21 protein-coding genes are annotated in these 25,683 nt (G+C 37.2%); 13 read left to right on the forward strand and 8 right to left on the reverse strand.

Annotated elements, in window-relative coordinates:
- Positions 1-103 precede the first annotated feature (103 nt).
- The 9 genes from tssD (AOB46_RS19680) to polA all read left to right on the forward strand — a co-directional run bounded on the left by tssD (AOB46_RS19680) (position 104) and on the right by polA (position 12,438).
- Complete coding sequence (tssD, locus tag AOB46_RS19680) at positions 104-517, forward strand: type VI secretion system tube protein TssD (RefSeq protein ID WP_062702596.1); 414 nt, start codon at positions 104-106, stop codon at positions 515-517.
- Between the two features lie 207 nt (positions 518-724).
- Positions 725-2,908 carry a type VI secretion system Vgr family protein gene (locus AOB46_RS19685; protein ID WP_062702598.1) on the forward strand — a complete coding sequence of 728 codons (2,184 nt, stop codon included), beginning with the start codon at positions 725-727 and terminating at the stop codon, positions 2,906-2,908.
- Positions 2,909-2,910: 2 nt separating this feature from the next.
- Positions 2,911-3,975 carry a LysM peptidoglycan-binding domain-containing protein gene (locus AOB46_RS19690; RefSeq protein WP_062702600.1) on the forward strand — a complete coding sequence of 355 codons (1,065 nt, stop codon included), beginning with the start codon at positions 2,911-2,913 and terminating at the stop codon, positions 3,973-3,975.
- Positions 3,976-3,979: 4 nt separating this feature from the next.
- On the forward strand, positions 3,980-4,663 hold the full coding sequence (locus tag AOB46_RS19695) for a hypothetical protein (RefSeq protein WP_062702602.1): 684 nt from the start codon (positions 3,980-3,982) through the stop codon (positions 4,661-4,663).
- Positions 4,664-4,678: 15 nt separating this feature from the next.
- Positions 4,679-5,995, forward strand: a complete 1,317-nt coding sequence (locus AOB46_RS19700) for a hypothetical protein (RefSeq protein WP_062702604.1) — start codon at positions 4,679-4,681, stop codon at positions 5,993-5,995.
- Positions 5,996-6,380: 385 nt separating this feature from the next.
- Positions 6,381-6,812, forward strand: a complete 432-nt coding sequence (locus AOB46_RS19705) for a tetratricopeptide repeat protein (protein ID WP_062702606.1) — start codon at positions 6,381-6,383, stop codon at positions 6,810-6,812.
- A gap of 280 nt (positions 6,813-7,092) precedes the next feature.
- Complete coding sequence (gene tssD / locus AOB46_RS19710; protein WP_185113894.1) at positions 7,093-7,497, forward strand: type VI secretion system tube protein TssD; 405 nt, start codon at positions 7,093-7,095, stop codon at positions 7,495-7,497.
- Between the two features lie 115 nt (positions 7,498-7,612).
- Positions 7,613-9,376: a hypothetical protein gene (locus AOB46_RS19715; RefSeq protein ID WP_062702610.1), complete on the forward strand. Its 1,764-nt coding sequence runs from the start codon at positions 7,613-7,615 to the stop codon at positions 9,374-9,376.
- 227 nt (positions 9,377-9,603) lie between these two features.
- The gene (polA, locus tag AOB46_RS19720; RefSeq protein ID WP_062702612.1) at positions 9,604-12,438 is read left to right on the forward strand and encodes a DNA polymerase I; all 2,835 of its coding nucleotides are present in this window, start codon (positions 9,604-9,606) and stop codon (positions 12,436-12,438) included.
- A 434-nt stretch (positions 12,439-12,872) separates the two neighbouring features.
- Here the strand turns inward: polA and AOB46_RS19725 are convergent, their stop codons facing one another.
- The 6 genes from AOB46_RS19725 to AOB46_RS19750 form a co-directional block, all read right to left on the reverse strand.
- A complete protein-coding gene (locus AOB46_RS19725) occupies positions 12,873-13,607 on the reverse strand; it encodes a hypothetical protein (protein ID WP_062702614.1) in 735 nt (244 codons plus the stop codon).
- A 48-nt stretch (positions 13,608-13,655) separates the two neighbouring features.
- Positions 13,656-14,387: a protein phosphatase 2C domain-containing protein gene (locus AOB46_RS19730; RefSeq protein WP_062702617.1), complete on the reverse strand. Its 732-nt coding sequence runs from the start codon at positions 14,385-14,387 to the stop codon at positions 13,656-13,658.
- Between the two features lie 19 nt (positions 14,388-14,406).
- Entirely contained in the window at positions 14,407-14,718 is a 312-nt protein-coding gene (locus AOB46_RS19735) for a hypothetical protein (protein ID WP_062702619.1), read from the reverse strand.
- Between the two features lie 18 nt (positions 14,719-14,736).
- Positions 14,737-15,372 (reverse strand): hypothetical protein, encoded by a 636-nt coding sequence (locus AOB46_RS19740; protein WP_062702621.1) that lies wholly within the window; start codon positions 15,370-15,372, stop codon positions 14,737-14,739.
- Positions 15,373-15,594: 222 nt separating this feature from the next.
- Complete coding sequence (locus AOB46_RS19745) at positions 15,595-16,155, reverse strand: hypothetical protein (protein ID WP_062702623.1); 561 nt, start codon at positions 16,153-16,155, stop codon at positions 15,595-15,597.
- Between the two features lie 5 nt (positions 16,156-16,160).
- Positions 16,161-16,559: an immunity 22 family protein gene (locus AOB46_RS19750; RefSeq protein ID WP_062702625.1), complete on the reverse strand. Its 399-nt coding sequence runs from the start codon at positions 16,557-16,559 to the stop codon at positions 16,161-16,163.
- Between the two features lie 240 nt (positions 16,560-16,799).
- Here AOB46_RS19750 and AOB46_RS19755 point away from each other — a divergent pair, with 240 nt between their 5' ends.
- Complete coding sequence (locus AOB46_RS19755; protein ID WP_062702627.1) at positions 16,800-17,444, forward strand: MgtC/SapB family protein; 645 nt, start codon at positions 16,800-16,802, stop codon at positions 17,442-17,444.
- Between the two features lie 30 nt (positions 17,445-17,474).
- On the opposite strand, the gene AOB46_RS19760 is transcribed toward AOB46_RS19755, so the two are convergent.
- Positions 17,475-17,960 (reverse strand): copper resistance protein NlpE, encoded by a 486-nt coding sequence (locus AOB46_RS19760; protein ID WP_062702629.1) that lies wholly within the window; start codon positions 17,958-17,960, stop codon positions 17,475-17,477.
- A gap of 273 nt (positions 17,961-18,233) precedes the next feature.
- Between AOB46_RS19760 and AOB46_RS19765 the strand changes: the two genes are divergently transcribed.
- From AOB46_RS19765 to AOB46_RS19775, 3 genes are all read left to right on the forward strand, one after another.
- Positions 18,234-20,372: a S46 family peptidase gene (locus tag AOB46_RS19765; RefSeq protein ID WP_082377295.1), complete on the forward strand. Its 2,139-nt coding sequence runs from the start codon at positions 18,234-18,236 to the stop codon at positions 20,370-20,372.
- Between the two features lie 70 nt (positions 20,373-20,442).
- On the forward strand, positions 20,443-21,441 hold the full coding sequence (locus AOB46_RS19770) for a polysaccharide deacetylase family protein (protein WP_062702631.1): 999 nt from the start codon (positions 20,443-20,445) through the stop codon (positions 21,439-21,441).
- A complete protein-coding gene (locus tag AOB46_RS19775) occupies positions 21,438-22,514 on the forward strand; it encodes a GNAT family N-acetyltransferase (protein WP_062702633.1) in 1,077 nt (358 codons plus the stop codon). Before AOB46_RS19770 ends, AOB46_RS19775 begins: the two co-directional genes overlap by 4 nt.
- A 69-nt stretch (positions 22,515-22,583) precedes the next feature.
- Here the strand turns inward: AOB46_RS19775 and AOB46_RS19780 are convergent, their stop codons facing one another.
- Complete coding sequence (locus tag AOB46_RS19780; RefSeq protein ID WP_062702635.1) at positions 22,584-25,451, reverse strand: M16 family metallopeptidase; 2,868 nt, start codon at positions 25,449-25,451, stop codon at positions 22,584-22,586.
- Positions 25,452-25,683 lie beyond the last annotated feature (232 nt).

Here is a 25,683-nt window from a genome sequence, read left to right on the forward strand (position 1 = left end):
CAGATTTACAGTGAAAAGCTTTTTTTTAAAAAAAGGTCGTTCTATATTTGCTCAACAATCAATCACCAAATCACAAAATATTAACGATTAAAATTTACTAATCATGGCAGCAAATTCAAGAGGAATCTTAAAATTCAACGGAGGAGAAGGTCAGAAACTATTAAAGCTGAACTACAGCGTATCAAGAACTACAGACGTTTCAGGACGTGTAGCATCAGATCCTTCTAACGCGCTAATCAAAGTTACAGTAGAAGCTACTGAAAAATCAGACATCCTTGAAAGCTTATTAAACGGAAAATATAAGCCGACAACCGGAGAAATTACTTTCAACAAATCTCACGAAGAAGGAACTCTTATTACTTTGAACTGGGAGAACGGATATGTGATCCAGCATCAGGTAGAGTTCGATGCAATTGATGAAAACAGCATGCTGATCAGTTTCGTAGTGAGTGCAGAAACAATTGATTATGGTAACTCTAAGTATAGTGGAATGTGGCCTTCAGACGGAAGCAGATAAACCCGAACATCATCTTAGTAAAAATAAATTGGTACAGAATAGTATATTCGAGAGAATAAGCTATTCTGTTTTTCCATTTAAAGAAACTAAAATGCAAGCATTGGTTTTTGTTATCTGATAATCAGTGTTTTGTAAATAATAATTGACCCAAAAAAGAGAAATATAAGGCTCTTTCGTAATTCATTTTAACAAAAAAACACACACATTATGTTTAAGGATGATCAATCAATAAAAGTACAGAACCCGAACAATACGATGAATGATTTGCCGGGAGAAGAACAACTCACAGGTGCTGTAAAAGATAATGTTGTAAAAAAGGCAGAACAAAAGCTGGACGGCGTTGGAAAAGCAGCTCAGAAAAATATTCAGAAAACCTCTCAGGCTTACTCAAATACGGTACAGGGAACAAATATGTTTATGAATCAGACACTGGTGCCGAACGACCCTTCCATTGTTGAAAATAAAGTATGGACTAAACAGCCTACATCCAAGATACATAATATTGAAGGTATTGTTGAAAATTATATTGCGGGCATCAACCGTGTTGTTAAGCTTGATATTGTGATCGAAGGACAGATCATTAAACATTTCAAGCACTTTAAACTCATACAGAGTGCTTCCAGACATCATGAATTCAGTATCACATTAGCTCATGATACTTTGGAAAGTGCAGAAAATCATAATCTGCAGGAAGCCCAGAGTTTTTTAGGAAAGAGAATCACAGTAGTTTTTAAATATAAAGATGTTGAACAGGGACCTGAACGTAACTTTGTTGGCGTGATCACAGAAGTGGGATTCAGCCAGGAAAAAGGAAGTCTGGGAAATATCGTGCTTACAGGATACAGTCCCACAGTACTTCTGGATGCAGCCCCTCACATCCAGAGTTTTGGCGGGGCACAGCCAGTCAGCTTAAACAGTATTGCTGATCAGGTAATAAGAGAAGGGTTGGGACAGAATAAGTTTGATTTCAGGGTTGATGCTCAGTACGGAAATGTTTCTTACAGCTCGCAGTACGAAGAAACCCACTATAATTATCTGGCGAGAATAGCCGAAGCTTATGGTGAACAGTTTTATTATGATGGAGAAGTGCTTCATTTCGGGAAACTTCCACCTCAGGAAAAACCTGTAAAGCTTACCTACGGAAGCAGTGTAAGCGATATTGCGATCAAAATGAAAGCCCAGCATGTAAGCCCGAGCTTTTATGGTTATAACAGCAGTAAAAATGAAAAACTTACCGGAGGCAGCCCAAAGATCACCCACACTTCAGATATTGCCAAACGTGCTTATGAAATATCAGAGAGAACGTTTACCACTCCATCTTTAAGAGTAGCACCTATTAAAGCAGCCTCTTTCATGGATATTGACGCTTCACAGAAAGGAACTGCGGGAAGCTCTGCTTCAGAAGTGTTCATCACATCGGGAACAACAACCGTTCCGTTCCTCTATCCCGGATGTACAGCAGACATTGAAATGCGTAAGACGGATACCAATGATACCGCTTATTTCACCAAATTAATGATTACCGGAGTAGTCCATGAAGTTGATGCAAGAGGGTATTATGACGGGCATTTTGAAGCCATTGCAGCAGATACCGGATTTATTCCGCGCCCGGAATTCCATACTCCAAAAGCAGAACCTCAGTTTGCTAAGGTGATCTCCAATACAGACCCCTTAAATCAGGGAAGAGTAAAAGTACAGTTTGACTGGCAAAACGGACCGGATACCACAGAATTTATCCGTGTTATGTCTCCTGATGCCGGAAGCAGTGATAAAGTCAGTAAAAATCGTGGCTTCATGTCCATTCCTGAAGTTGGGGACCAGGTGATTACCAATTTTGTACACCAGCACCCGGACCGTCCGTTTGTGATGGGAGGAATGTTTCATGGAAGTATCGGAGCTGGCGGTGGCGAAGGAAATAATATCATGAGTTTAAGCAGCAAGAGTGGTAATATTATCCAGTTTCATGACGGATGCGGAATTGAGATCAAAGACCGGAACGGAAATCATGTTACATTAAGCGGAACCGGGAATATTAAGACAGAGGTAAGTAATGATAGTGAAGAGTTTATTGGCAATAATCTTACAATAAATGTTGCAACCAATACTACAATTGATGTCGGGAAAGGAAAATCCAAAATTACGATGGATAATGCCGGGAAAATTGGTATTAATAGTGCAACGGAAATAAAATTGGAAACAGGTGAAAGTTCTATTACGATGAAAGAAGATGGGACTATAGAGATTAATGGCAAAAAAATCAGTATTGTAGGTGAGGATGTTTTGCTCGGAGGTACAAGACTAGCTACTGTAGGTTCAAGTGGTGAAGGTAAAGTAGACATAACTGGAGGAACTGCTGTTACTGTAAGAGCTACTCAAGTTGATATTAATTAGATATGGAATTTACACAATACGAAATAAAAAAAGGAGATACGCTTGTTACGATAGCTAAAGAATCTGGATTAACAATAAATGAATTGTTAGACTTTCATAATTCTCATGCTATTTTGACGCAACAAATTTTTAGCACCCATATTCCTGTCCATATTAAAGAATTGTTCATCCCTGTTAAAAAAGAAGAAACAAAAAATAAACCGTTTGAACAGATAGACTTTCAACAGAAAGCAAGATATCGTTGTGAGCAAATAAATACATCCAAGTTTAATAATAATTTAGTCCATTATTTTAACCAAAGATTTCAATATTTATTGAAATTGAATTTAAAAGAAGAAATAGGTTTTGTTAAATTAGAAGATTACAGCAAAGAATCTTCTCCTAAAATATCAGAGGAAATTTTTGATTTCATTGAAGAAACCGAAAAAATAAAAAATAATGTCTTTTTTTCTTTAGATAAATTTGGGAAAATTCAAAAAATTCTTAACAAAAAAAGAATTCAAAAAGATTGGAAAAAATTCCGAGAAACAAAATTTTTTGAAATGCCCTTTATTCAAAGTTTGCAGAAAAACAATCCAAAAGCTGTAGATGAATTAATAATGATGGGTGATAATCAGTTTTCCGAAAATACTTCAAATGAAGAGGAATATTGGAGGAATTTTTTTTATTTTTCATGTTTTGACCAATATTTATATAATAAAGATAAATTCGAGATTATTGATTTCGATTTTATATCTACCGTCCTCCCACCATTGATATTGCCTTTGAAGATTAGATATGATAAGGTAGAAGAGAAAAAAGGAATTTTAACTGTTCGAAAAATAGCTGAAGTTGATATTTCAGAATCTCTAAAAAAGGCAATGAAAGATAGATATAATGAGCTTCATAAAAATATTGTAAAATATGAGTTTACAGAATATAAAATTATTTTTAGATCCACAATAGAAATAGATATAAATAGTGGTCTTATCTTAAGTGGAAAAGTAGTTTTAAAAGAAGAGGTTTCAGACAATGTTGAAAACGAATGTATTTATACAATTAAAAAATTAGAAAATTTTACCCCATAATTTAATGGAAAATAAAGAATTTAGATTTGAAGGATTAGACGCAAAAACGGAACTTAAATTAGCATTAAATCTAATTTTTCCAGGATTAGTTGTAATGATTGGAACCCTTATATTAACAAATATGTTGTTTCCAAAAGTTTATTTTTTATATCCATTGCTTTTTGCCGCTTTCTTAACGCTTGCTGTATGTATGCTTATTTTGAAACAGCTTGCAAAACGTATACAGGCAAAAGAGTGGAGGGTTGTAATAAATAATGAAAATCTTACTATAAAATTTCAAAACCTACAATATATTTTTAATTTGGCTGATATTAAGATGATTAAAAATTTAGGGAATGCAGGCTTTCGTTATTTAACAATTATAACAAATAAAGATAATATTAAAATTAGAGTGGGTAACACAGGCTTAACGCCGTTTTCTTCAGAAAAAGATATCGAACAGTTGGATGAATTTGTGAAATATTTAATGCCCTACATTCGAGAGAATTTCAACCAAAAGGAACTGAAAAACATTATAAACACTAATGTTTTCCCAAATTTTGGGGTGTATGTTTTAAAAGGGGATAAAATAAAATATTCAATTATCAATAAGATGGAACCATGGCAAGTCTTTGTATTTATATTGGGAATTGGGGCATTAATAATGATAATATTTGTAAACGTAATGGAGTCTATTTTTTTTAAATAATAAAAAAATTTAAAGATGGCAGTTTATTTACCTGAAAAAGTATTTGCAGTTTGTACTAATCAATTAAATTCTGATCCTAAAAAATTTGAATTGAGTGATAAGAGACCGAAAAAGACTGTAAAATTAGGATCTCAACAAAGAACTTTTTTAATTAAGCTGGATAAAAAACTTTCAGAAGATTTTAATTGTAAAAGTGGGTGGAGTTCCGGCTTGGGAACAGTTGCTTTTGGTGGTGGTGTTGTAGGAGGTATGTTATTAGTAGCTGCTACCTCTGCAACAGTACCAGTTGCAGGTTGGGTTGTGGGCGGATTAATAGCTATTGCAGCAATTGGATATGGAATATGGCAAATGATGCAAACTCCTACTTGTAGTGAAATGATTGGTTTTCAGGAAAGTCAATGGAAAAAACATCATACTACAGTTTATTTTGATAGCAATGGAAATAAAGTTGATCTTTTTCTTGCGCTAACAAAAAATTCATTACTTGCTTGTAAAGAAGGAGGAGTTCTGTTACCATTCATTACAGAAACAGCAGCAAATAATGCTGCTGAGAGTATTGCATCTAATAATAATACTGAAAAATGGGTAAATATAGGTTCAGGAGCCTTAGCAGGAGTTTTGTTCGGGTTCAGTTTGGGAACTACTTTACCTATAGGTGGTTTTTTAGGTGGTGCAAGAACTCTGTTTGTTCTTAAACAAACTGCAATTTTTGGAGCTTGGATTCCGGTTGGCTACTTTATAATCAACCCTTTAGCTTCCGCAACAGGAGGATTGCTCAATAGCAATGAAAACTATGATACTGTAAAGGACGCTTCTATCTCAACCACTCCACTTCCTCAGCCCGCCGACAGTTGGGATCCAGTTTCACCAGTAAAGGATGGGATAGAGGTCACAAAGTTATTAGGTAAAAATAATGCAAGTCAGGCCGACATTAATAAGTTTGAAGCAGGAATTGCCGAAGCAGAAAGACAAGGAACTTACTCATTAAAAAATAATCCTGAATTAAGAGAAATGATAAACAGAATGAAAGCAGGTGAGTTTGGTCCTGAGTTACAGGATAGGGTTACTAATAAGAGCGGGAATTCACGGGGCATGATTAATGAAAAGAACATGAACTCTGTTAAAGAAACACATAATCAAAATTCTAATGCAGCTATTAGAGAAAATATTAAATCAGCTAGTATAAAATCTGCAACTGCAACTGGAGGCATTTTAACTCTAATTGCTCCATTTATAGGCAACTATTTTGCTGAACGTGCAATTCGGGTTGCCGCAGATATGTTTGCTAATGAAGATACTAGTTCAATTAAAGTTAATGCAAAAGATGCATAATAATCTGGTTTGCGAATTTAGAATTATTTTTACTAATGAGACTGAGCTGGATATCACAGGATTTTTCTGAAATTACGTATGAGCAAATAAGATCAATAAAACTAAGGCTTGTTAATGCCTCCTAAATAAAAGAACGTGACAATCAATAATTTTCTACTTCACCTATCTGCTTGTGATATAGGGTACAATTCTCTTGGAATATGTTATATGCAAAAAGGAGACCTGAACAAATCAAAATTGTATTTACAGGAAGCGCAGAAACTAGGAAATCCGGATAGTAAAAGAAATCTTCAGATTTTGGATTCTTTAGAACATATCCGAAGCAAGTAAGAGCTCATTATTAAAAGTTATATAAACCCTTTATATTGAGGATATTTTTAATATTATGAAAAAACTAATTGCACTATTGGGAGTGGTTATCTTACTAGCGGGAATGGCTTATCTTTTTTTGTTTAAGAATGATAATGAAAAATTTTTTGATCAAGGAGTGCAATATTATAACCAGAAACAATACAATGAAGCCCTATTTTATTTTGAAAAAGCTGAACAATTAGACAATGTTGAAGCATTAAAATATTCCGGAACCATTTATTTAGAATCCGGCGAACCACAAAAAGCCATTCCCAAGTTTAAAAAATATCTTCAAATACTTGATCTTGAAAGTGAGGATGTTAAGTTTGCATTAAATGATTTAGGAGTTGCTTATTTTAAGCTCAATGATATAGAAAATGCAAAAAAATATTGGAAAAAGGCAGCAGAATTGGGGAATATAACGAGTTCAGATAATCTGAAAGAACTTGAGACAAAAATGAAATAACATTGTTTCAATACATGCTTGGGAGAATACTTGAAATATGAGTTCTAATTAAAATAAAACCTGAAATCTAGAATTCTAAAAATAACGGATAAAGCCTTTCCCCGCAGCCATTGATCCATTATGTTAAATCAAAAGTCGTAGAATTACGACACCAAATCGTAGTATTACTACAATTTTTCAGATTTGTATTCTAAAACTTTTTCCTTGAAGGGAGGCGGGCTATCTTTGCCCTGTAATCAATCACTATTCACAATATATAAACACTTAAAATTCACCAATCATGGCAGCAAATTCAAGAGGAATCTTAAAATTTAATGGAGGAGAAGGTCAGAAATTATTAAAGCTGAACTACAGTGTATCAAGATCTACAGATGTTTCAGGACGTGTAGCTTCAGATCCTTCTAATGCACTGATCAAAATAACAGTGGAAGCAACTGAAAAATCAGACATTCTTGAAAGCTTATTAAACGGAAAATATAAGCCGACAACCGGAGAAGTTACTTTCAACAAATCTCACGAAGAAGGAACTCTTATCACTTTGAACTGGGAAAACGGATATGTAATTCAGCATGAAGTAGATTTCGACGCTGTAGACAGCAACAGTATGTTAATCAGTTTTGTAGTAAGCGCAGAAATCATCGGCTTTGGAGGTTCCAAATACGAAGGATTATGGCCGGGTAAATAAGTCCACAGTCTTTTATTAAAATAACAACGAAGCAGGGTAGTACATTCACTATCCTGCTTTTTTATCCCTTGAGTAAATCTTTGTAGCTTTGTCCATTATACAATCAGAAATAACTTTGAAAACGCATACCTTAATCACAACCCTTACTTTTGTTGTTTTTATACTCCCAACTGATCTTTTTGGTCAGAAAACAGCAACCGATCCTGAGTATATTTTTCACGGCCCGGTAAAAACCATGTCAGTCTCCAAACAGGATTACTCTGAAGAAAAAAAAGAACTGAAATCCTATTTTGAATACGATAGAAAAGGACGGAAGATCAGGGAAGTATCGCCTTACAGTACGGGGAGCGAATATTATTACCAGGATCAGGATGCTGAAAACCCGGTTCTTACCAGAATTTACAATAAACAAGATAATAAAGAATTAAGAATAAGCCTGGAAGATCTGGATTCCAATGGAAGAAAAATTCTCAGTGGTGATCTTGAAAACGGGAAATGGTCATACTATTATATTTATGACTACAGCAACAAAATCAATGAAATCAGATGGTTTGCAGATGAGGAAATATACCACCGGGAGACTCGGGAATCCATAGACCTTGAAAAATTCAGGATTCCTGAAGGATTTGTACCTTTTGAATGGGACAGAAAACTTTCCAAAGGAACGGATGTTAAAAAGAAAACGTTCTCTGATAACGACGATAATCACGATCTTACCTTTGAATTTGTACAGAAAGGAAATCCGGAAAATAAAGTAAGCTTTTATTATCATGGAAATGATGTTTATGATCCGGGAAGAGGAACCTGGTACAGATACGAGAACGGGAAATTAACAGAAGAACGGTACATATACAGCGCATCAGAACTTTCTGACTTCGGACACCGTTATACCTACAATAGCAAAGGCCTGCTGATTTCTGATCATTATGGCTATTTCAGTAAAATGCCCGATGATTTTATGCAGCGGAAAGTGTACCAATATAATGAAAAGGGTGACTGCACACAGGAAATACAGGTAGAAAAAGCTAAACCATTTGTGATCCGTAGAGAATATAAATATGATGGGCAGAATAACTGGGTAAGCCGTAAAGAAATATATGAAGACGGATCCGGAAGAACCATTAAGCGCCATTTTGTTTACTATACATCAGATGATGAAAATACTAAAAACAGCCTTACATCAGCCATTTATAAAGAAAATCTCACATTGCTCCGGCAATATAAGCCAACCGCCGAAACCCTCTACAAAGACTACCTTTCAGCCCGGAAACAGAAAAATGAAGCACAGCCCGAAACAACAGACTACAGGAAGCTGAGATCTGCAAAATGGCAGGACTTCTTACCCTCAAAGCAAAAGCTGGATACCATGGCCACAGGAGATCTTAATAAAGACGGGCTGGAAGATGTGGTCTTGGTGTATGAAAACGAAAAGCTTCTTAAGCATGAACGAAATGAAAAGCGAATCCTCAGAATCCTTTTAAAACAGCCGGACGGACAATACATAATGACTGCAGAAAGCAGCGGTGCCGTAGCCGGTGAAAACATGAATAATGTGTTTTTTTCCGGAATAGAAATCAAAAAAGGACTGTTAATCATTAATCACGATTTCCTGAGAGGCGGTGCAGTACATAAATACAGATACCAGAACAACGGATTTTATCTGATTGGCGCAGAATTCCGCTCAGGGGATGCTTCCCACTATTCAGGTATAGACTATAATCTCAGTACAGGAAAATATATTGCTGAATTTGAAAACTCTGAATCAGATCCCCAGCTTCCGAAATCCTACAAAAAAGAAGGAATAAAAAAGATTTCTCCTCTGCCGGAAATTGAAAGCTATGAACTGTTTTCGCTGGAAGTGGCGGGAAATATGCTTTAATGAGGATAGAGAAAAGAATAGAGAACAAAGAGAAAAGACAATAGATAGTAGACGGATAGATAATAGATATTCGGACAGAGGATAATTCATTCAATAATAGAAAAATAAATCAAAATCCGGTTTTTACGACCGGAGTTACAGAGCTGTCACCTAAAACCTGCCCCGGAAATCTGGCAGACCTACCAACTTATACCCCTATTTTCTTATATTTGTTCATTATAGATAATATGGACGCAACACAAGATAAAAGACTCTTTCTCATCGATGCCTATGCGATGATCTTCAGAGGATATTACGCACTGATCAGGAATCCTAGATTAACCAGCAAAGGATTAGATACTTCTGCTATTTTCGGGTTTACCAACTCTCTGATCGAATTGATCAGAAGGGAAAAGCCTACCCACCTTGCCGTTGTTTTTGACGTAGGCCAGGCCAGTGTAAGAACCGAAGATTTTTCAGATTATAAAGCCAACAGAAGTGAAACTCCTGAAGCGATTAAAATTGCCGTTCCATACATCCACAGAATTCTGGAAGCAATGCATATTCCGATATTGGGAGTAGAAGGTTATGAAGCAGATGACGTCATCGGAACAATTGCCTGCAAAGCAGAAAAAGAAGGCTATACGACATTTATGGTAACTCCGGATAAAGATTTTGCCCAGTTGGTTACCGATAAAATTAAAATCTATAAACCGGGATTAAAAGGTGGTGATATAGAAATTCTGGGTGTTGATGAAGTAAAAGCAAAATACGAGATTGAAGATCCAAAGCAGGTGATTGATTATCTGGCAATGATGGGAGATGCTGTAGACAATATTCCTGGTCTTGACGGTGTTGGAGAAAAAACAGCCATGAAATTCCTTAAAGAATACGGAAGTATTGAAAACCTATTGGCCAACACAGACCAGCTGAAAGGAAAACTCAAAGAAAAAGTAGAAGCTTCGGCAGAACGCGGAATCTTATCCAAAAAGCTGGCAACCATTATCTGTGATGCTCCTGTAGAATTTCATCAGGAACAGTATGATCTTGAAACCCCTGATTTCGAGAAAGTAAAAGAGGTATTTGACGAAATAGAATTCAGAAGATTATATGAAAACCTGTACAGGGCATTTGCTCCGGCAGCAGCTGAAACCGTAATTGTAAGTGAGGTTGAGGTAAAGCAGACAGCTTCAGGCACTGAAGTAAAAGGACAGGTGATGCAGCTTGACCTTTTTGCCAATTTCGAGGAGCTGGAACAAGCCACTTCTTCCAAATCAACCATTGAACAGAATGATCACCTGTATCAGTTTGTGAACAATCCGAAAGCCCAGAAAATACTGGTTGATAATTTATTAAAACAGAGAGCTGTCTGCTTCGATACAGAAACCACCTCCCTGAACGAGCTGGAAGCCGAACTGGTAGGAATGAGCTTCTCCTATAAAAAAGGCCTTGCTTACTATGTTCCTTTATCCGAAGACAGAGGTGAAGCATTACAGACCCTGGAAATTTTCAGACCGTTTTTTGAAAAAGAAGATCTGCTGAAAATTGCCCACAACCTGAAATTCGATTACAAAATCTTAAAACAATACGATATTACGGTAAAAGGGGCCATGTTTGATACCATGATTGCCCATTACCTGCTAAACCCGGACGGAAGACACGGAATGGACTATCTTTCGGAAGTATATCTGAACTATAAACCCGTTTCCATTGAAACGATCATCGGAAAAAAAGGTAAAAAGCAGGGGAATTTCAGAGATGCAGATCTGAGAACCCAGACCGATTATGCCGCAGAAGATGCCGATGTGACATTCCAGCTTTACGAGCTTTTCGCTCCGCAGCTTAAAAAAGAAAACTTAGAAGAACTTTTCTTCAAAATAGAAATGCCGTTGATGGAAGTTCTGGCTAAAATGGAACTCGCCGGAATTTCACTTGATGAAAAATGGCTGGCACAGGAAAGCGTAGACCTTGAAAACGACCTGAAGCAGCTTGAAAATAAAATTTTTGAACTGTCAGGAGAAGAATTCAACATGAATTCACCAAGACAACTGGGGGAAATCCTGTTTGAAAAAATGCAGCTTGATCCGAAAGCGAAAAAAACCAAAACCGGGCAGTATGCGACTTCTGAAGACGTCCTTCAGAAACTGGCTTCAAAACATGAAATTATCAAACACATTCTGGAATACAGAACCTACCAGAAATTGAAATCGACTTATGTAGACGCGCTGCCTTCGCAGATTGATAAAGAAGATCAGAGAGTACATACCAATTTCTCCCAGACAACAGCAGCAACGGGCCGTCTGGCAAGTGTAAACCCGAACCTTCAGAATATTCCGATCAGAACACTTCGCGGGCAGCAGATCAGGGGAGCTTTCGTTTCCGGAGAAGGGAAAAAAATCATCTCTGCCGACTACTCGCAGATTGAGCTTCGTCTGATCGCCGAAATTTCAGGAGAAGAAAATATGATCAAAGCTTTCCAGAACGGAGAAGATATTCACGCATCTACCGCTGCCAAGCTCTTTAAAATTCCTTTGGAAGAAGTTTCAAAAACGCAGAGAAGCCAGGCAAAAACAGTGAACTTCGGAATTATTTACGGACAGGGAGCATTTGCTTTGGCAGAGCAGACCGGATTATCCAGAACCGAAGCCAAACAAATGATCGAGGCTTATTTTGAAACCTATCCGAAATTAAAGGAATATATGGCAGAACAGGTAAATAAAGCACGTCAGGTAGGCTATGTAGAAACTATTTTAGGAAGAAAGAGACATTTAAAAGACATTAACTCCAATAATTTCGTCGTAAGAGGTCATGCAGAAAGAAATGCTGTAAATGCTCCGGTTCAGGGAAGCGCGGCAGATGTTGTAAAACTCGCGATGATTAAAATCGATAAAGAGCTGGAAGCACAGAAACTAAAAACCAAAATGCTCCTTCAGGTTCATGACGAATTGGTGTTTGAAGCTCCTGTTGAGGAAATTGAATCCGCTTCACAACTCATTAAAAAAGAAATGGAAAGCGCCCTGGAAACACAGGTTCCTTTACTGGTAGAAGTAGGAGTGGGGAATAACTGGTTGGAAGCCCATTAATAAACAGACATGAAAAGCTTTATTTATTTTTCTGATTCTTCCCGTTTTGGGTTTTTCAACGAAGAATGGCATCTTATCAAGTCCTTTTAAAAAGATACAATAAAAAAACTTCCGTTCATAAAACGGAAGTTTTTTTATCAACGAAGGTTTGATATTGATAAAAAAGAAGACTTCATCCAAGCCTTCTTCTCATTTTTTACAGTTTTCCTGTGGTCATTATTTTTTCATCCGGTGGTCTTACCTTCTTGTTTTTTTAAGGTGTACCTATGCATTTTAGAATCATAAGAGTTCTGATGTAAAACACAGTCTAAAGGTATAAAGTATTCATAAGCTGTAAAATCCCCCTTTTGTGGTAATTTTAATCTTATTACTATAACCTTAATGGGTACACATTAAAATAAAAAGAAAGTGAAATTGATTCTGCACAGCATCTGCTATTCATGATCAATCATATTGTAAACTTTGATAACCACTTCTTCCGGTGAGGTTTTTTCAAAGAGATACTGTTCTTTTTTTAGAAGAATGGTTTTCGATTGGGAAGGCATATCTTCTTCCATAGTATTCACTGTTTCATGAATTACTTTTCCTTTCATAGGCTCGTAGTATAATGCAGAGTGAGAGCCTGCTCCCATATTATACGTTTCCACATAAGTAAGGATCAGAGCGCCGTTCAGGTATTTGAATTTACTGAATAGGTTTCCGTTGGGCCCGATGTCGTATAAATTGATATGCAGTTCTCCTTTCGTAATGCTGATGTCTTCCGGATCATGCATTTTATATCCATATTCATTGTATTCCGCAGGAAAAACCTTGTCTGATGTTTTGTCCAGCCTGTAGGTCTTGTCTGCATTTCTCAGCAGGATGATCATTTTTCTTTCACTTAGCGAGTCATCTTTTTTTCTTAGGACCATTGCCTTATCCAAAAGACCATCCTGATTGAGATCACCTTCCGTATCATATTGTATTTCATAACCGTTGGGCACCAGATCTTCAGCTTTAACAGCGGTTTTGAAAGATTCAGTTGAAACTTCGGGATCAGCAATAGCAGTATCTTTTTTAATTGCTTTAACAGAATCCGTTTTGGAATGTGAAGCTGCCTGTTTTTCATTTTTACGGCATGAGTAGAAGAACAGAAGGCAGAAAGCCAGTATGGGAAAGATTTTTTTCAAGAGTATTTATTTTGTCTGGTTTTTATTTCGTTAATTGCCAGAAATTCATCATAGGCTCATTCTGACTATGGCGAGGTCATCCGTAGGTTTTACACCGTAATGCTGTTCCAGATGTTTAAGTTTTCTGTTAAGCATTTCTTCAGTCTCATTATAGGTAAGATCAGTCATCAGGTATTGGGCAAAATTGATTATATCCTCAGTATTCGCTTTTTTAATCCGGGTAAAAGTAAGTATTCCGTCTGTGGCAATGGAGATATCTTTCGGATTTTCGAAAGAAACCTTTTGCTGTTGCCGGGAATACCAGTCATCAAAATCCTCATTAAGGTGATAAGCTAAATAATCAGGTTTATTATCTCTGTCATATTCCGTTATTTCACCATTAATGCAGATAATACCATCCCCAATGGTTAAAACAATACCTTTATCTTCTTTTATATTGTAAAACAGAATGATTAATGTAGCCAGCAACTCTTTTTCGTCCAGCATCAGTTGTTTTTTTACAACAGACAGCTCTCTGAAGACAGTTCGCATAATATCTTTAAGCTCTTCGTCTATACTTTCAGGAGATGTTTCGTATAAATCTCTATATCCCTTTTCAATAGTAGCTTTCCGTAATATTTTTCCAATCAGAACAGAGGCGAAATGACTGTCTAAAGCCGTGGAACATCCGTCCATAACGGCACAGATGATTTTATCAGAACCTATTTTTTTAATCATCAGATGGTCCTCACATTGGTTAGTATGATACTCTCCGATTTGTATAGCAGAATAAATGTTCATAAATACTATTAAATTGCTGTTATATGATGAGTTTTCCGTCAGCCAGTTCTACAGCTTTTCCTGGCTGGTCATACTTCCAACCCTGTTTGATAGCTTCTTTTATTTTGGATCGGATCAGGTGTGGAGTGATTTTCATAGGTATTCTTCCATAATATCCGGATCTGCAGAAACCTGTATAGATCAGAAGAAGATGTCCTTCGCTTTCATGCTGTACAGGAATTCCATAATCCGAATCATGGCTTTCCCTATGTGAAACGGCTTTTCTTATTTTCCAGTAAAAAATTTTGTCATCCACAACAATTTTGCGGAGGCCTTTTTTTGCTATAGCCATATATTTTTTTTCAATAAATTATTTATTTTCTGAATTTTTGGCTTTCTTCAAACCCTCAATCTCTTGGTTCATTCTTTCTTCCCAGCCTTTTCCATTCCTCTTTTTCAGATAAGATTCTGTAAGCTCGCTGTATTTTTCCCGTGCTTTATGGTCCATATCATCAAAAACACAACTGGAAGTTTTAGACATGATACCATATTTTTTCCGGATACTATCAATGTTGCTCATCGTTTTTTGATCATACATTGGAATGAAAAATCCATTGCCATACTCCCTGCTTACCTGATCGTTTTTAATATCTTTTCCGGCCTTCTGAATATAATAATTTTCTCTTTTAATGAGCTCTCTTTTATTTTCTGTAAATCCCGTTATAGCCATATACATGAAAAAAGAAAGGACCGGTAGATTCAGAACAGGAAATATCCTCAGAAACTTATTTTTGAAACTTAAATTTTTAATATCTAGGCTGCTGATCAGATAAGTTACCAAAGCTGTGGCAGCAAAAATAACAGGCAGATATTGGATTTCACTGTCTTTGATCATCCGAAGAATATCAAATTTCATGGGATAATTAATGCAATAGATCCCGAAAATATAACCAGCAGTAACCAGTAGTATTGTGATTACATTAAGGATAATGATTTTTTTATTCATGGCAATATTCAGGTATTAGGACAGGTTTCAGAGTGAACGATTTCTTATCTGCTTATTCTTTCATATATAATTTCATCACGGGTAAAATCATGTTTGAAACGGTTTTCCGGGTTGAGCAGACAGCCACATCGCCTGAAGGATCAGAAAAAGAGACAACAGTTTTTTCATGGTTAATTAATTCAGACTAAGATAATTAAAATTTTAATGGAAACGATATCAATTTCAGTAAGGGTACTGTTGTTTAATAATTTCAAGTTTTGCTTCAAGATCCTTCTTTAATTTTTCATTAACCTCAGCCCATTTTTCATCATTTCCCAGATGAAATTCCTGATAAATTTCAAGCAGAGTAAGGAAATGGGATTGGTAGAGTTTCCACGCTTCATCAGTTTCATTAAGCTTGATTTCGCTGTAGTCGTAATAACGGTAAAGTAAAAACTGCTCGTCAGAAGTAAGGTTTTCTTCATAAGAAATATGGGTAGCAATATCAGCTGCTTTTTTTGGGGATGTTTTTCCTTTTAAAAGTTCATGATATAGTATTCCAAGAACGGCCCTGGAAACAATTTCAGGATCTGCAGTTTCGGAATTTTTACGTAATAACTGCATCATATCATGTCCGTTTCTGATGGTAGAAAGCTCAATGAATGCATATTCAGATTCATCCTCAGACGCCAAAACGGAATCAGCCCATAAAGAAATAACAGAGGTTTTAATTACCCCATGATCAAGAAGAATCATGAAAACATGAAGCAGATTTTCATGATCCTTTATTGATTTTCTGTTCATCGGAACTAAACGGAGAATTCAATTTCCCCCATATAATGCAGGGAATAATCATCCGTTTCCACTGAAAGCGGTTTCGGAATGGCAAATCTGCTGGCAAAAATAATGGCATTGACAGGTGTATCCATACCGAGTTCATTAATTTTACGCTCTATAACCGGAAGCCATTCATCCGCATAAGAATATTCTGAAAACTTTTCATAGATTCCCAGTCGTTCATCTTCAAAGCCATATTCTAAAAAATCATAGTCAAACCAGTTGATATGCTGTGATTCTGCAAATTTCGAAACATACTGGTCATCAGATTCTTCCCCGATATAATAATCGTCATCTTCTTCCACAAAATTATAAAACTCCTCTTCGCTTCTAAAGTACCCCAGCCAGAAGTGTGAAATTTCCGTATCCATAAATTCTTTTTTTATTACAATATTTTAATCGCACCGGATTCCGGCGTACAATAATGGTGTACAAAATCCAGTTTCTCGTTTTTACATTAATCAGGGGACAGATTCCCCACTCATAAAACTCTCCGGATACAAAAATATTCAATTAAATCGGATATTGCTAAAAGCAGCGGAAATCTGTGCATCCAAAATAATGCAGTAAGTTTTTTTTATCGTAATTTTATTCTGGCTAAATTTATAGACATGGAATTTTTACAGGACCATTCCGTCCAGAATGAACTGCTGCTGATACTGATCTCCGTTATCCTTGGTCTCATGATTGGAGCAGAACGGGAGTACCGGAATAAGTCAGCAGGATTGCGGACTTTTATTCTGGTATGTTTCGGATCCTGTTTGTTTACAATACTTTCTATTCGTATCGGCGTAGAAAACCCGGACCGGCTGGCTGCCAATATTATTACTGGAATAGGTTTCTTAGGGGCAGGGGTAATCTTTAAAGGAGACAATAAGATTGACGGGATTACCACTGCAACAACCATCTGGGCAACCGCTTCCATAGGAATGGCTGTGGGATCCGGTTATGTTTACCTTTCTTTAGTGGGAACAGCTTTAGTACTGCTTATTTTAAGCGCATTAATCTATCTTCAGGAGTTTATAGATAACCGTCACAAAATCAGGGAATACAGAATAGTTGTTTCAGGTCAGGAAGATATTAAGTATTGTGAAAAAGTATTTGAAGATCATCATTTAAAACACCTTCTGATTAAGCTTCAGTACACCAGGGATAACCTTGCCGTTACCTGGAAGCTGACAGGAGATAATAAAGACCACGACAAGATCATTCAGAGCATGATTAATGACCCTAAAATAATCGCTTACCAATTTTAAAATAAGACAAAAAAATAAAGGCTTGAGCCTTTATTTTTTCTTGAAAACATACAGATCCTTGTTAGGCCCGTCTATTTCTTTACCGTCCATATCCAGCTGGATAAGCATATTTTCACCTACTTTATATTTGTACTTAGCCGTTTTACCTTTTAACGTGATTATACTTCCTGTTGAATCCCATTCAAAAGAACCTTTGTCATCAAATTTTGACTTTCTGTCAATATATTCTTCAGTAATGCTGAATGTTTTGTCGTTGTTGAGAGTTAACGAAGTTCTGATACCCGGGCAGTCTGCGCATGGAACTACTGCATCATAAGTTCCCGGCCAGTCAAGAGCATTTTCTGAAGTATCTCCCGGTGCAGAAGGTGTAGCTTTAGTAATGCTGTCTGAAGGAGTCGTCTGAACAGCAGAGGAATCCGTTACGGGAGCTGTTGTTTCAGTAGTTTTTTCTTTTGTACATGACGCCAGAAATGCAGCAGATGCAATTCCAAGGATTAACATTTTGCTTTTTAACATGATAAGTAATTTAAATATATTAATATTAAGCTTACTCTTAGTCAACAAAAATTACGCCATAGGAAACACAGGAAAGCTTAAGATGCAAGTCTGTAAAGCCTTTTATATGGAAATAGAGGCTTTTTTAGTGTAAAATATGCCAGATTGGGCATTCACCTATTGACCATCAGTCAAAGTATCCCATTCCGCTTAAAACCACACAAAAGCGAATTTTCACAGCCTTTTAATGGCAGTATTCTTAATTTTCTTCGTAAATTGGGCAAAATTTTGATTATGACAAAAAAGATACTTTTATCCGTATTTATTTTGCCGGCTGCAATGGCATTTGCACAACAATATGGAGGAATGTGGATTCCTACAGAATTGAATGAGAAGGAAATGAAGGACCTGGGAATGAAAATCTCTGCCAAAGATATTTTCAATACACAAAAGCCCAGCATAAAAGATGCAGTAGTGCAGTTCAACGGCGGATGTACCGCAGAAATCATTTCACCTAAAGGATTGTTATTAACTAATCACCATTGCGGGTATGGTCAGATTCAGGCGCATTCAACCGTTCAGAATGATCTTTTATCCAATGGTTTCTGGGCAAAAGATACCCAGGGAGAACTTCCGAATCCAGGGGTAAAAGTAGATTTCATTGTTGATATCAAAGAAGTGACAGATCAGATTCTGGAAGGTACAGATAACCTTGTGGAAGCTGAACTGGCTAAAAAAATTGCCAAAAATATTGAGATCTATAAAAACTCTCAGAAAATAGAATCGTACCAGTCGATTTCTGTAAAGCCGATGTACTACGGCAACAAATATTATGCTTATACTATTGAAACCTATAAAGATATCCGTTTGGTAGGAGCTCCGCCTCAAAGCATCGGAAAATTCGGAAGCGATACGGACAACTGGGTTTGGCCAAGACATACCGGAGATTTCTCCATCTTCAGAATTTATGCAGGTAAGGACAATAAACCGGCAGAATATTCGGCAGACAACGTTCCTTACGTTCCTAAACATTATCTTCCGGTTTCTATAAAAGATAAAAACGAGAATGATTTCACCTTCGTTTTCGGGTTCCCGGGAAAGACAACGGAATATCTTCCGGCTGTTGCAGTAGAGAAGATCATGAAAGATATTGATCCGGCAAGAATTGCTGTACGTGAAGTTGCTCTGAAGACACTTGATGAAAAAATGCGTACAGATAACGAAACCCGTATCAAGTATTCTTCAAAATATGCATCAGTAGCCAATTACTGGAAAAAATGGATAGGGGAAGTAGAGGGATTGAAGAAGTCTGGTGCAGTAGAGAAAAAAGTAATGTATGAAGGCTCTCTGGTTGCCAAGAATCATGAGATTAAAACAACTCTTGACCAGCTGAATAAACTATATAATGATCAGGCTCCTTATGCACTGAACAATGCGTACTACACCGAAGTAGTGAGAAATGCAGAGACCCTGAAGCTTGCCAGTGATTATTTTGATTATATAGCCTCCGTGGAAGCAGGAAGAATGGATGAAAAAGATCTGGCTAAATTAAAGGCAAAACTGACTTCATTCTACAAAGATTACAGCGCAGAGCTAGATGCCAAGGTAACAGCAAAGTTACTGGCGTTGTATGTGAATAAAACAGCTCCGCAGTTCCTCCCTGCAGGATTCAGTAAATATAAAGATGAAAACCAGAACATGCCGGTGATTGAAGAAATGTCGAAAAATTCAATCATTACAGGAAGAGCACAGGTAAACGGTGCTGCTCTGAGTACAGATATTGATAAGGCATTCTCCAATCCGGACAAGCTGATCAAAACCCTGAAAAAAGATCCGGTTTTCCAGTTGTATGTTACCATGAGAGAAACGTATATGAAAACTGCTGATCCTCAATATACCTCTCTTCAGGGGAAAATTGATGTTCTTCAGAAAACATTTATGGCCCAGCAGATGCAAACGGATAAAGAAAGAAAATTCTTCCCGGATGCGAACTCTACGCTTCGTGTAACCTACGGAAAAGTAAAAGGCTCTAACCCTAGAGATGCCGTTTCTTATGCATATCAGACCCATTTAGCAGGAGTTATTGAAAAATATATTCCGGGAGATTACGAATTTGATGTCCCTAAAAAGCTGATTGATCTTTACAATAAGAAAGATTACGGAATTTATAAAGATAAAACAGGAGATGTACCCGTAGGATTCACTGCTACTAATCACACCACCGGAGGAAACTCAGGAAGCCCTGCACTTGATGCTTATGGTAACCTTGTTGGTTTGAACTTCGACAGACAGTGGGAAGGAACAATGAGCGACATCAACTATGACCCTCGCTTCAGCAGAAACATTATGGTAGATACCAAATACATCCTTTTCATCATTGAAAAATTTGCCGATTCCAAATGGCTTATCGATGAAATGAAAGTGATAAAATAATTTTTAAAAAATATACCCTTAAGAATCTATTTGAATTTAATTTTGAATAGATTCTTTTTATTTTTACAGGATGAAAGACAAGATCATCAATCTATTGGCAGCCTTTGAATCTGGAAACCTTGGAAAATCATTTCCGCTGGAATACTGTCTGCCTGTCTATCATTGCATTTCTGATGAAGTCCTGCCTCATGTTAAGCATATTATCAGATATAAAAATACCCGGCAGTTTGAAGAAGATCTGGATTTTCTTTCAAAGAATTTTCAGTTTGTGGATTGGTCAGAATTTAAAGACTTTGTAAAAGGAAATTTCAAACCAAAGAAAAAGATTGCGCTGCTTACGTTTGATGACGGGTTCAGGGATTTTTATGAAACGGTAGTCCCCATACTGGAAAGAAAGGGAATATATGCCTGCAATTTTATCAATCCTGCTTTTATTGATAACAAGGATCTGATGTTCAGATGTAAAGCCAGCCTGATAGTAGATACCGTTGAAAAAAAGAAAACGCTGAATCCTGAAATATATCCGCTGCTTTCACTGGAAGAGCTGGAAAGAGAAGCCGTAAAACAGCAGGTATTAAAAATACAATATAACGAAAGAGAAGTACTCAATCAACTGGCTGAAAAGCTTGAAATAGATTTTACGGAGTATTTAAAGGAACATCAGCCTTATCTGCGCACAGAACAATTGAAAATACTGACGCAAAAAGGTTTCGGGATCTCCTCTCATAGCTGGGATCATCCTTTATACCACAAGCTTGCTTTAGGTGATCAGTTGGAAACAACGAGACGTACGTTCAATTATCTTAAAGAGAACTGCTTTTTATATGAAAGCTTTGCATTTCCCTTTACTGATTTTGGCGTAAGTAAAAACTTCTTTGAGGAGCTTTTCAAAAACGAGGAGGTATTCTGCAGTTTCGGTTGTGCAGGAATAAAGCTGGACAGTGAGGTGCGAAATTTTCAGAGAATTCCCATGGAAACAGGAAACGGAGCTGAAAAAATTCTGAAAGGTGAAACTGCTTATTTTAAAATGAAAAAGCTGATTCATAAAAATATAATTGTAAGAAAATGATAGAACTGAAAACATTTAACAGAAAGGAGCTTGAGGATTTTATTTCTTCAGGAAGTTTTCAGCAATATGATTTTCTTCCGGTTACCAGACATCGCGCAGAATCACAGATCAGAAACCCGAAAGCCTCAGATGAGCAGATCCTTCTTATTCTGGCCTTTCATCAAGATCAGCTGGCAGGGTATGCTGGGTGTTTTCCGGACAGCTTTGTAACAGGAGAAAAAGTAATTCCCTATGCATGGCTGAGCACCTTATATGTACACCCGGAATTCAGAAAAAAAAGAGTGGCAAAAAAATTATTGAAAAAAGCATGTGAAGAGTATGACGGGCGGATTGCCATAACAGAATTCACCGCTGAAGCCGAAGCTTTATATACGATCATGGGAGTTTTCGAGTATATTTTTCCGAAAGAAGGCAAAAAATATTACTTCAGAGCAGATGCGGCAGGTATTATCCCCGATAAAAAGCCGGAAACAAAGGCTTTGAAGCCGCTTTTTCAGGTTTTGGATGCCATCACCAATTCTATACTTTCAGTTAAAAATATAATGGTGAAAAAGCCTGACTTCCGGTATGAAGTCCTTAACCGGATTGATGCACAAAGTACTGCTTTCATCAATAAGTTTTCAAGCCGGCGCAATGCTGAAGAAATCAATGTTTTTATAGATCATCCATGGATTCTGGAAGGAAAGAAGGATCCGCGGTATCTTTTTTCAAGCTTTGCTGAGGTTTTTAAATATTCCTGGGTAAAAATATACGACGAAAACAACAGACTTTCTTCCTGTTTCCTGTTGCAGCTCCGCGACGGATACTTAAAAATACCTTATTTGTTTTCAGATGCTGACCTTAACCATGTTGTACGATTTCTGGGCTATTTTATTGCTGAAAATAAAATCAAAGGATTCACCAGCTATCAGTCGGCACTCAATGATAAAATAAAAGATTCAGACATATTTCCTAAAATTCATGAACGCAGTTTTAAACGCGAATATCTTTTCCATCAACAACTTTTACAGACCCTTCCCGAAGGATTTGATCCCCTCTACCAGGACGGCGATGGCGACTGTATGATGACGTAATTGAAGGACATTCCTCATCTCTCCGTCTTTATAAAAAAGACCGCCCAATACTGAGCGGTCCTACATATTTTAATGCCCGAAAATATCCCTCAGGCTGACTTCCGTAAAAGTTCCCATCTGTTTTACGGCATCCATATCCAGGTTTTCCTTCTTACCGATAATGGCAGTATTAAAATGGACCGGTTTAATTTCTGTTTCGTAAAATTGTTTCACATCTTCAAACTTCAGGCTTCCGATCTGTTCATAAATATCTTTTCGGAAATCGTGGAAAATCCCCAGCTTTTTCAGTCTCAAAGTATTGAAGAATATATTATTTCGGGTGATTCTTGTTGAAGCAATCTGCTTCAGGGCTGCATTTCTTGCGTTTTCAAACTGAACAGGTACTTCAGGAAGCTCTGTCATCAGTTCAGTCATCGTATCTACGGCAATTTGTAGCTTATCAGGCTGGGTACCGATATAAGTGGTAATATAGTCGTGATGTCCCAGCTCCGAATTGGCAGCATAAGAAACATAAGCAGAATAGGCTAAGCTTTTACTTTCACGGATCTCCTGAAAAACGATGGAGGAAAGGCCTCTTCCAAAATACTCATTAAATACATTGATCTTTCCGAAATTGGAAGTATTCACCAGATGTCCTCTTCCTATTTTACTCATTTCCATCTGAACCATATCGTAATTGATAAAGTATACATTGCCGCCGGTCTCAGGTTCCGGATAGGATTTAGCTTCAGGAATCTGCAGGCTCACAACTTCGGTATATTGACCAATATACCCTCTGAAAGCCTCAAAATTTTTTCCGTAAAAGAAGATCTGGTAAGGGAATCTGAAAAGGTTTTTCATGCGCTCGGTAAACACTTGCGGATGGCTGTTTTCAAGCTCTTCTTTGGAAATAACATCCGTAAAACGGGAGAAACTTCCCAATTTAGTATACGTGGTAAGCGCCGTCATAATACGGTTTTTATCATTCTTGGTGGCCTGGCGGTTTTCCAGAACGGTTCCTACAAACTGGCGGTAGATCTCCTCATCAGGAAAAGCATTGTACATCCAGTGCTGAAGAAGGGCAATTCCTTTTTCAATATTTTCTTCCAGGCCATTCAGTGAGATCAGCAGCTGATCATTGGTTGTTTTGAAATCATTCGTAATACCGATTTTGAAGAACTCTTTTTTAAGGTCTTCAGGTGAAAACTGATCCGTTCCCAGATACTGAAGCAACTGTGTTGAAATTCCCAGATCCCTATCATTATCACTCCCGAAAGGAAAAATGAAATGAACCTGTGCTATATCATTGTATTTGTTCCTTACGAAGCTTAATTTTTTATCTTTTACGGAATTCGTAATAATTTCTTTCTGATAATCAATGAATTCTGGCTGTATATCTTCCGTTTTCTCTGCTAAAATTTCCTGAAGGAATTCAGATTGCGCATCACGGTTGATCTTAATAGGTGTTATTCCGGGGTTTTCCACTCTCAGAAGCTTGTCATTGATTCCTTTTTCCTTGTAAATGGCAACGTAATTATTCTTAAAAAAGTTATTGGCAAATTCAACAACTTCTTCTTTGGTAAAAGCGGCATATTCATCCATCTCGTTTAGTTCCTGTTCCCATGATCTGCCTCTGATGTAGGTATCATAAAGATTTGTGGCCAGGCCTTCTGCTGTTTCCAGGCTTTTCATCCTCTGCAGCCTGAAATCGCTGATGATTGCCGGAAGCATCCAGTCCGGGAAATCCCCTTTTTTAATCAGCTCGATCTGCTCGAGAACCATTTGTATCGCTTCATCAAGCGTTTGCGATTCCTTGGGAACAGCTACTGCAGAAAAATAGCCATATTCTTTTAAACCTAATGAAAAAGCCTGTGCCCAAAGCATTTTCTGGGTTTGGTTGATGTTCAGGTCAAGAAGTCCGGCTTCCCCTCTGTTGCTCAGGATATTAGCGGTAATGTCAGCAAGCATGGCTTCCCTTGTACCATAGCTGTCCGTTCTCCATGCAATCTGTACTCTCGGTGTTGTAGGACTTTTGACTGTTCTTTTTACTATTTCAGTGATAGGCTGTTCAACAACCGGAGTTTTTTTCGGCAGCTCTTTGTAAGGAATAGCTCCGAAATACTGATCAATCAACTGGATGGTTTCTTCAAAATTAAGGTCTCCAACCAGAACCATGGCATAATTATTCGGAACGTAATACTCGTCAAAATACTTATGAATGGCCTTCATAGAAGGGTTCTTCAAGTGTTCAGGTTTTCCCAGGGTAGTCTGCTGCCCATTGGGATGGGTGGGAAATAAAGCATCCATCAGCTCATAACTTACCAGTCTGCTGTCATTATCCTGCGCCCTGTTAAATTCTTCATACACCGACTCCAGCTCCGTATGGAAAAGGCGGAGAACCATTTCGGAAAACCTTTCCTTTTCAATTTTCAGCCACTTTTCAAGTTCATTGTTCGGTATATTATTTTTGTAAACTGTTTCATCAAACCAGGTATGGGCATTTGTTCCGCTGGCTCCCAGTGACGAAATAGCTTTGTCATATTCGTTGGCGATAGCGTATTGGCTGGCTTCCTGAGAAATTTCATCTATTTTCTTATAGATCTCCTTTTTCTTGTCAGGATCCTGCTCTGCTTTATGTTGTTCATACAGTTCTGAGATCTGGTCCAGAAGTTCCTTTTCCTTTTCCCAGTCCTGGGTACCAAGTCTTGAAGTTCCTTTAAACATCATATGCTCCAGATAATGGGCAAGGCCGGTATTATCAGAAGGATCATTATTGCTTCCTGTTCTTACGGGAATAAAAGTCTGTATTCTGGGTGCATCGAAATTCTGGGCAAGAAAAACCTTCAGACCGTTCTTCAGGGTGTAAATTCTTACTTTATTTTCGTCATGCGTTATGGTAATATATTCGTAATTATTGATATCCGTATGGACTGTTTCCGTATATTTTTTGTCAATCATAGATCAATTCATTTCATTCCTTAAAACCGAATGTATTACAAATGTAAGGAATCGGATAAAAATGGCGTTGTTTTTTCTTATTAACGTCAGTTCGGGATAAGAATTTCTGGTTTAGGCAGGTTTTGATTTTATGATTAACACTGTTGATTTCATTAGTATGCTCCTCTTTTAATTAATTTCCTGGCACCCTTTCTCCCGTCTTCCATCCTTTAATCTTAGCTTTCTTAAATCC

Source organism: Chryseobacterium indologenes, from assembly GCF_001295265.1.
Taxonomy (GTDB): Bacteria; Bacteroidota; Bacteroidia; order Flavobacteriales; family Weeksellaceae; genus Chryseobacterium; species Chryseobacterium indologenes_A.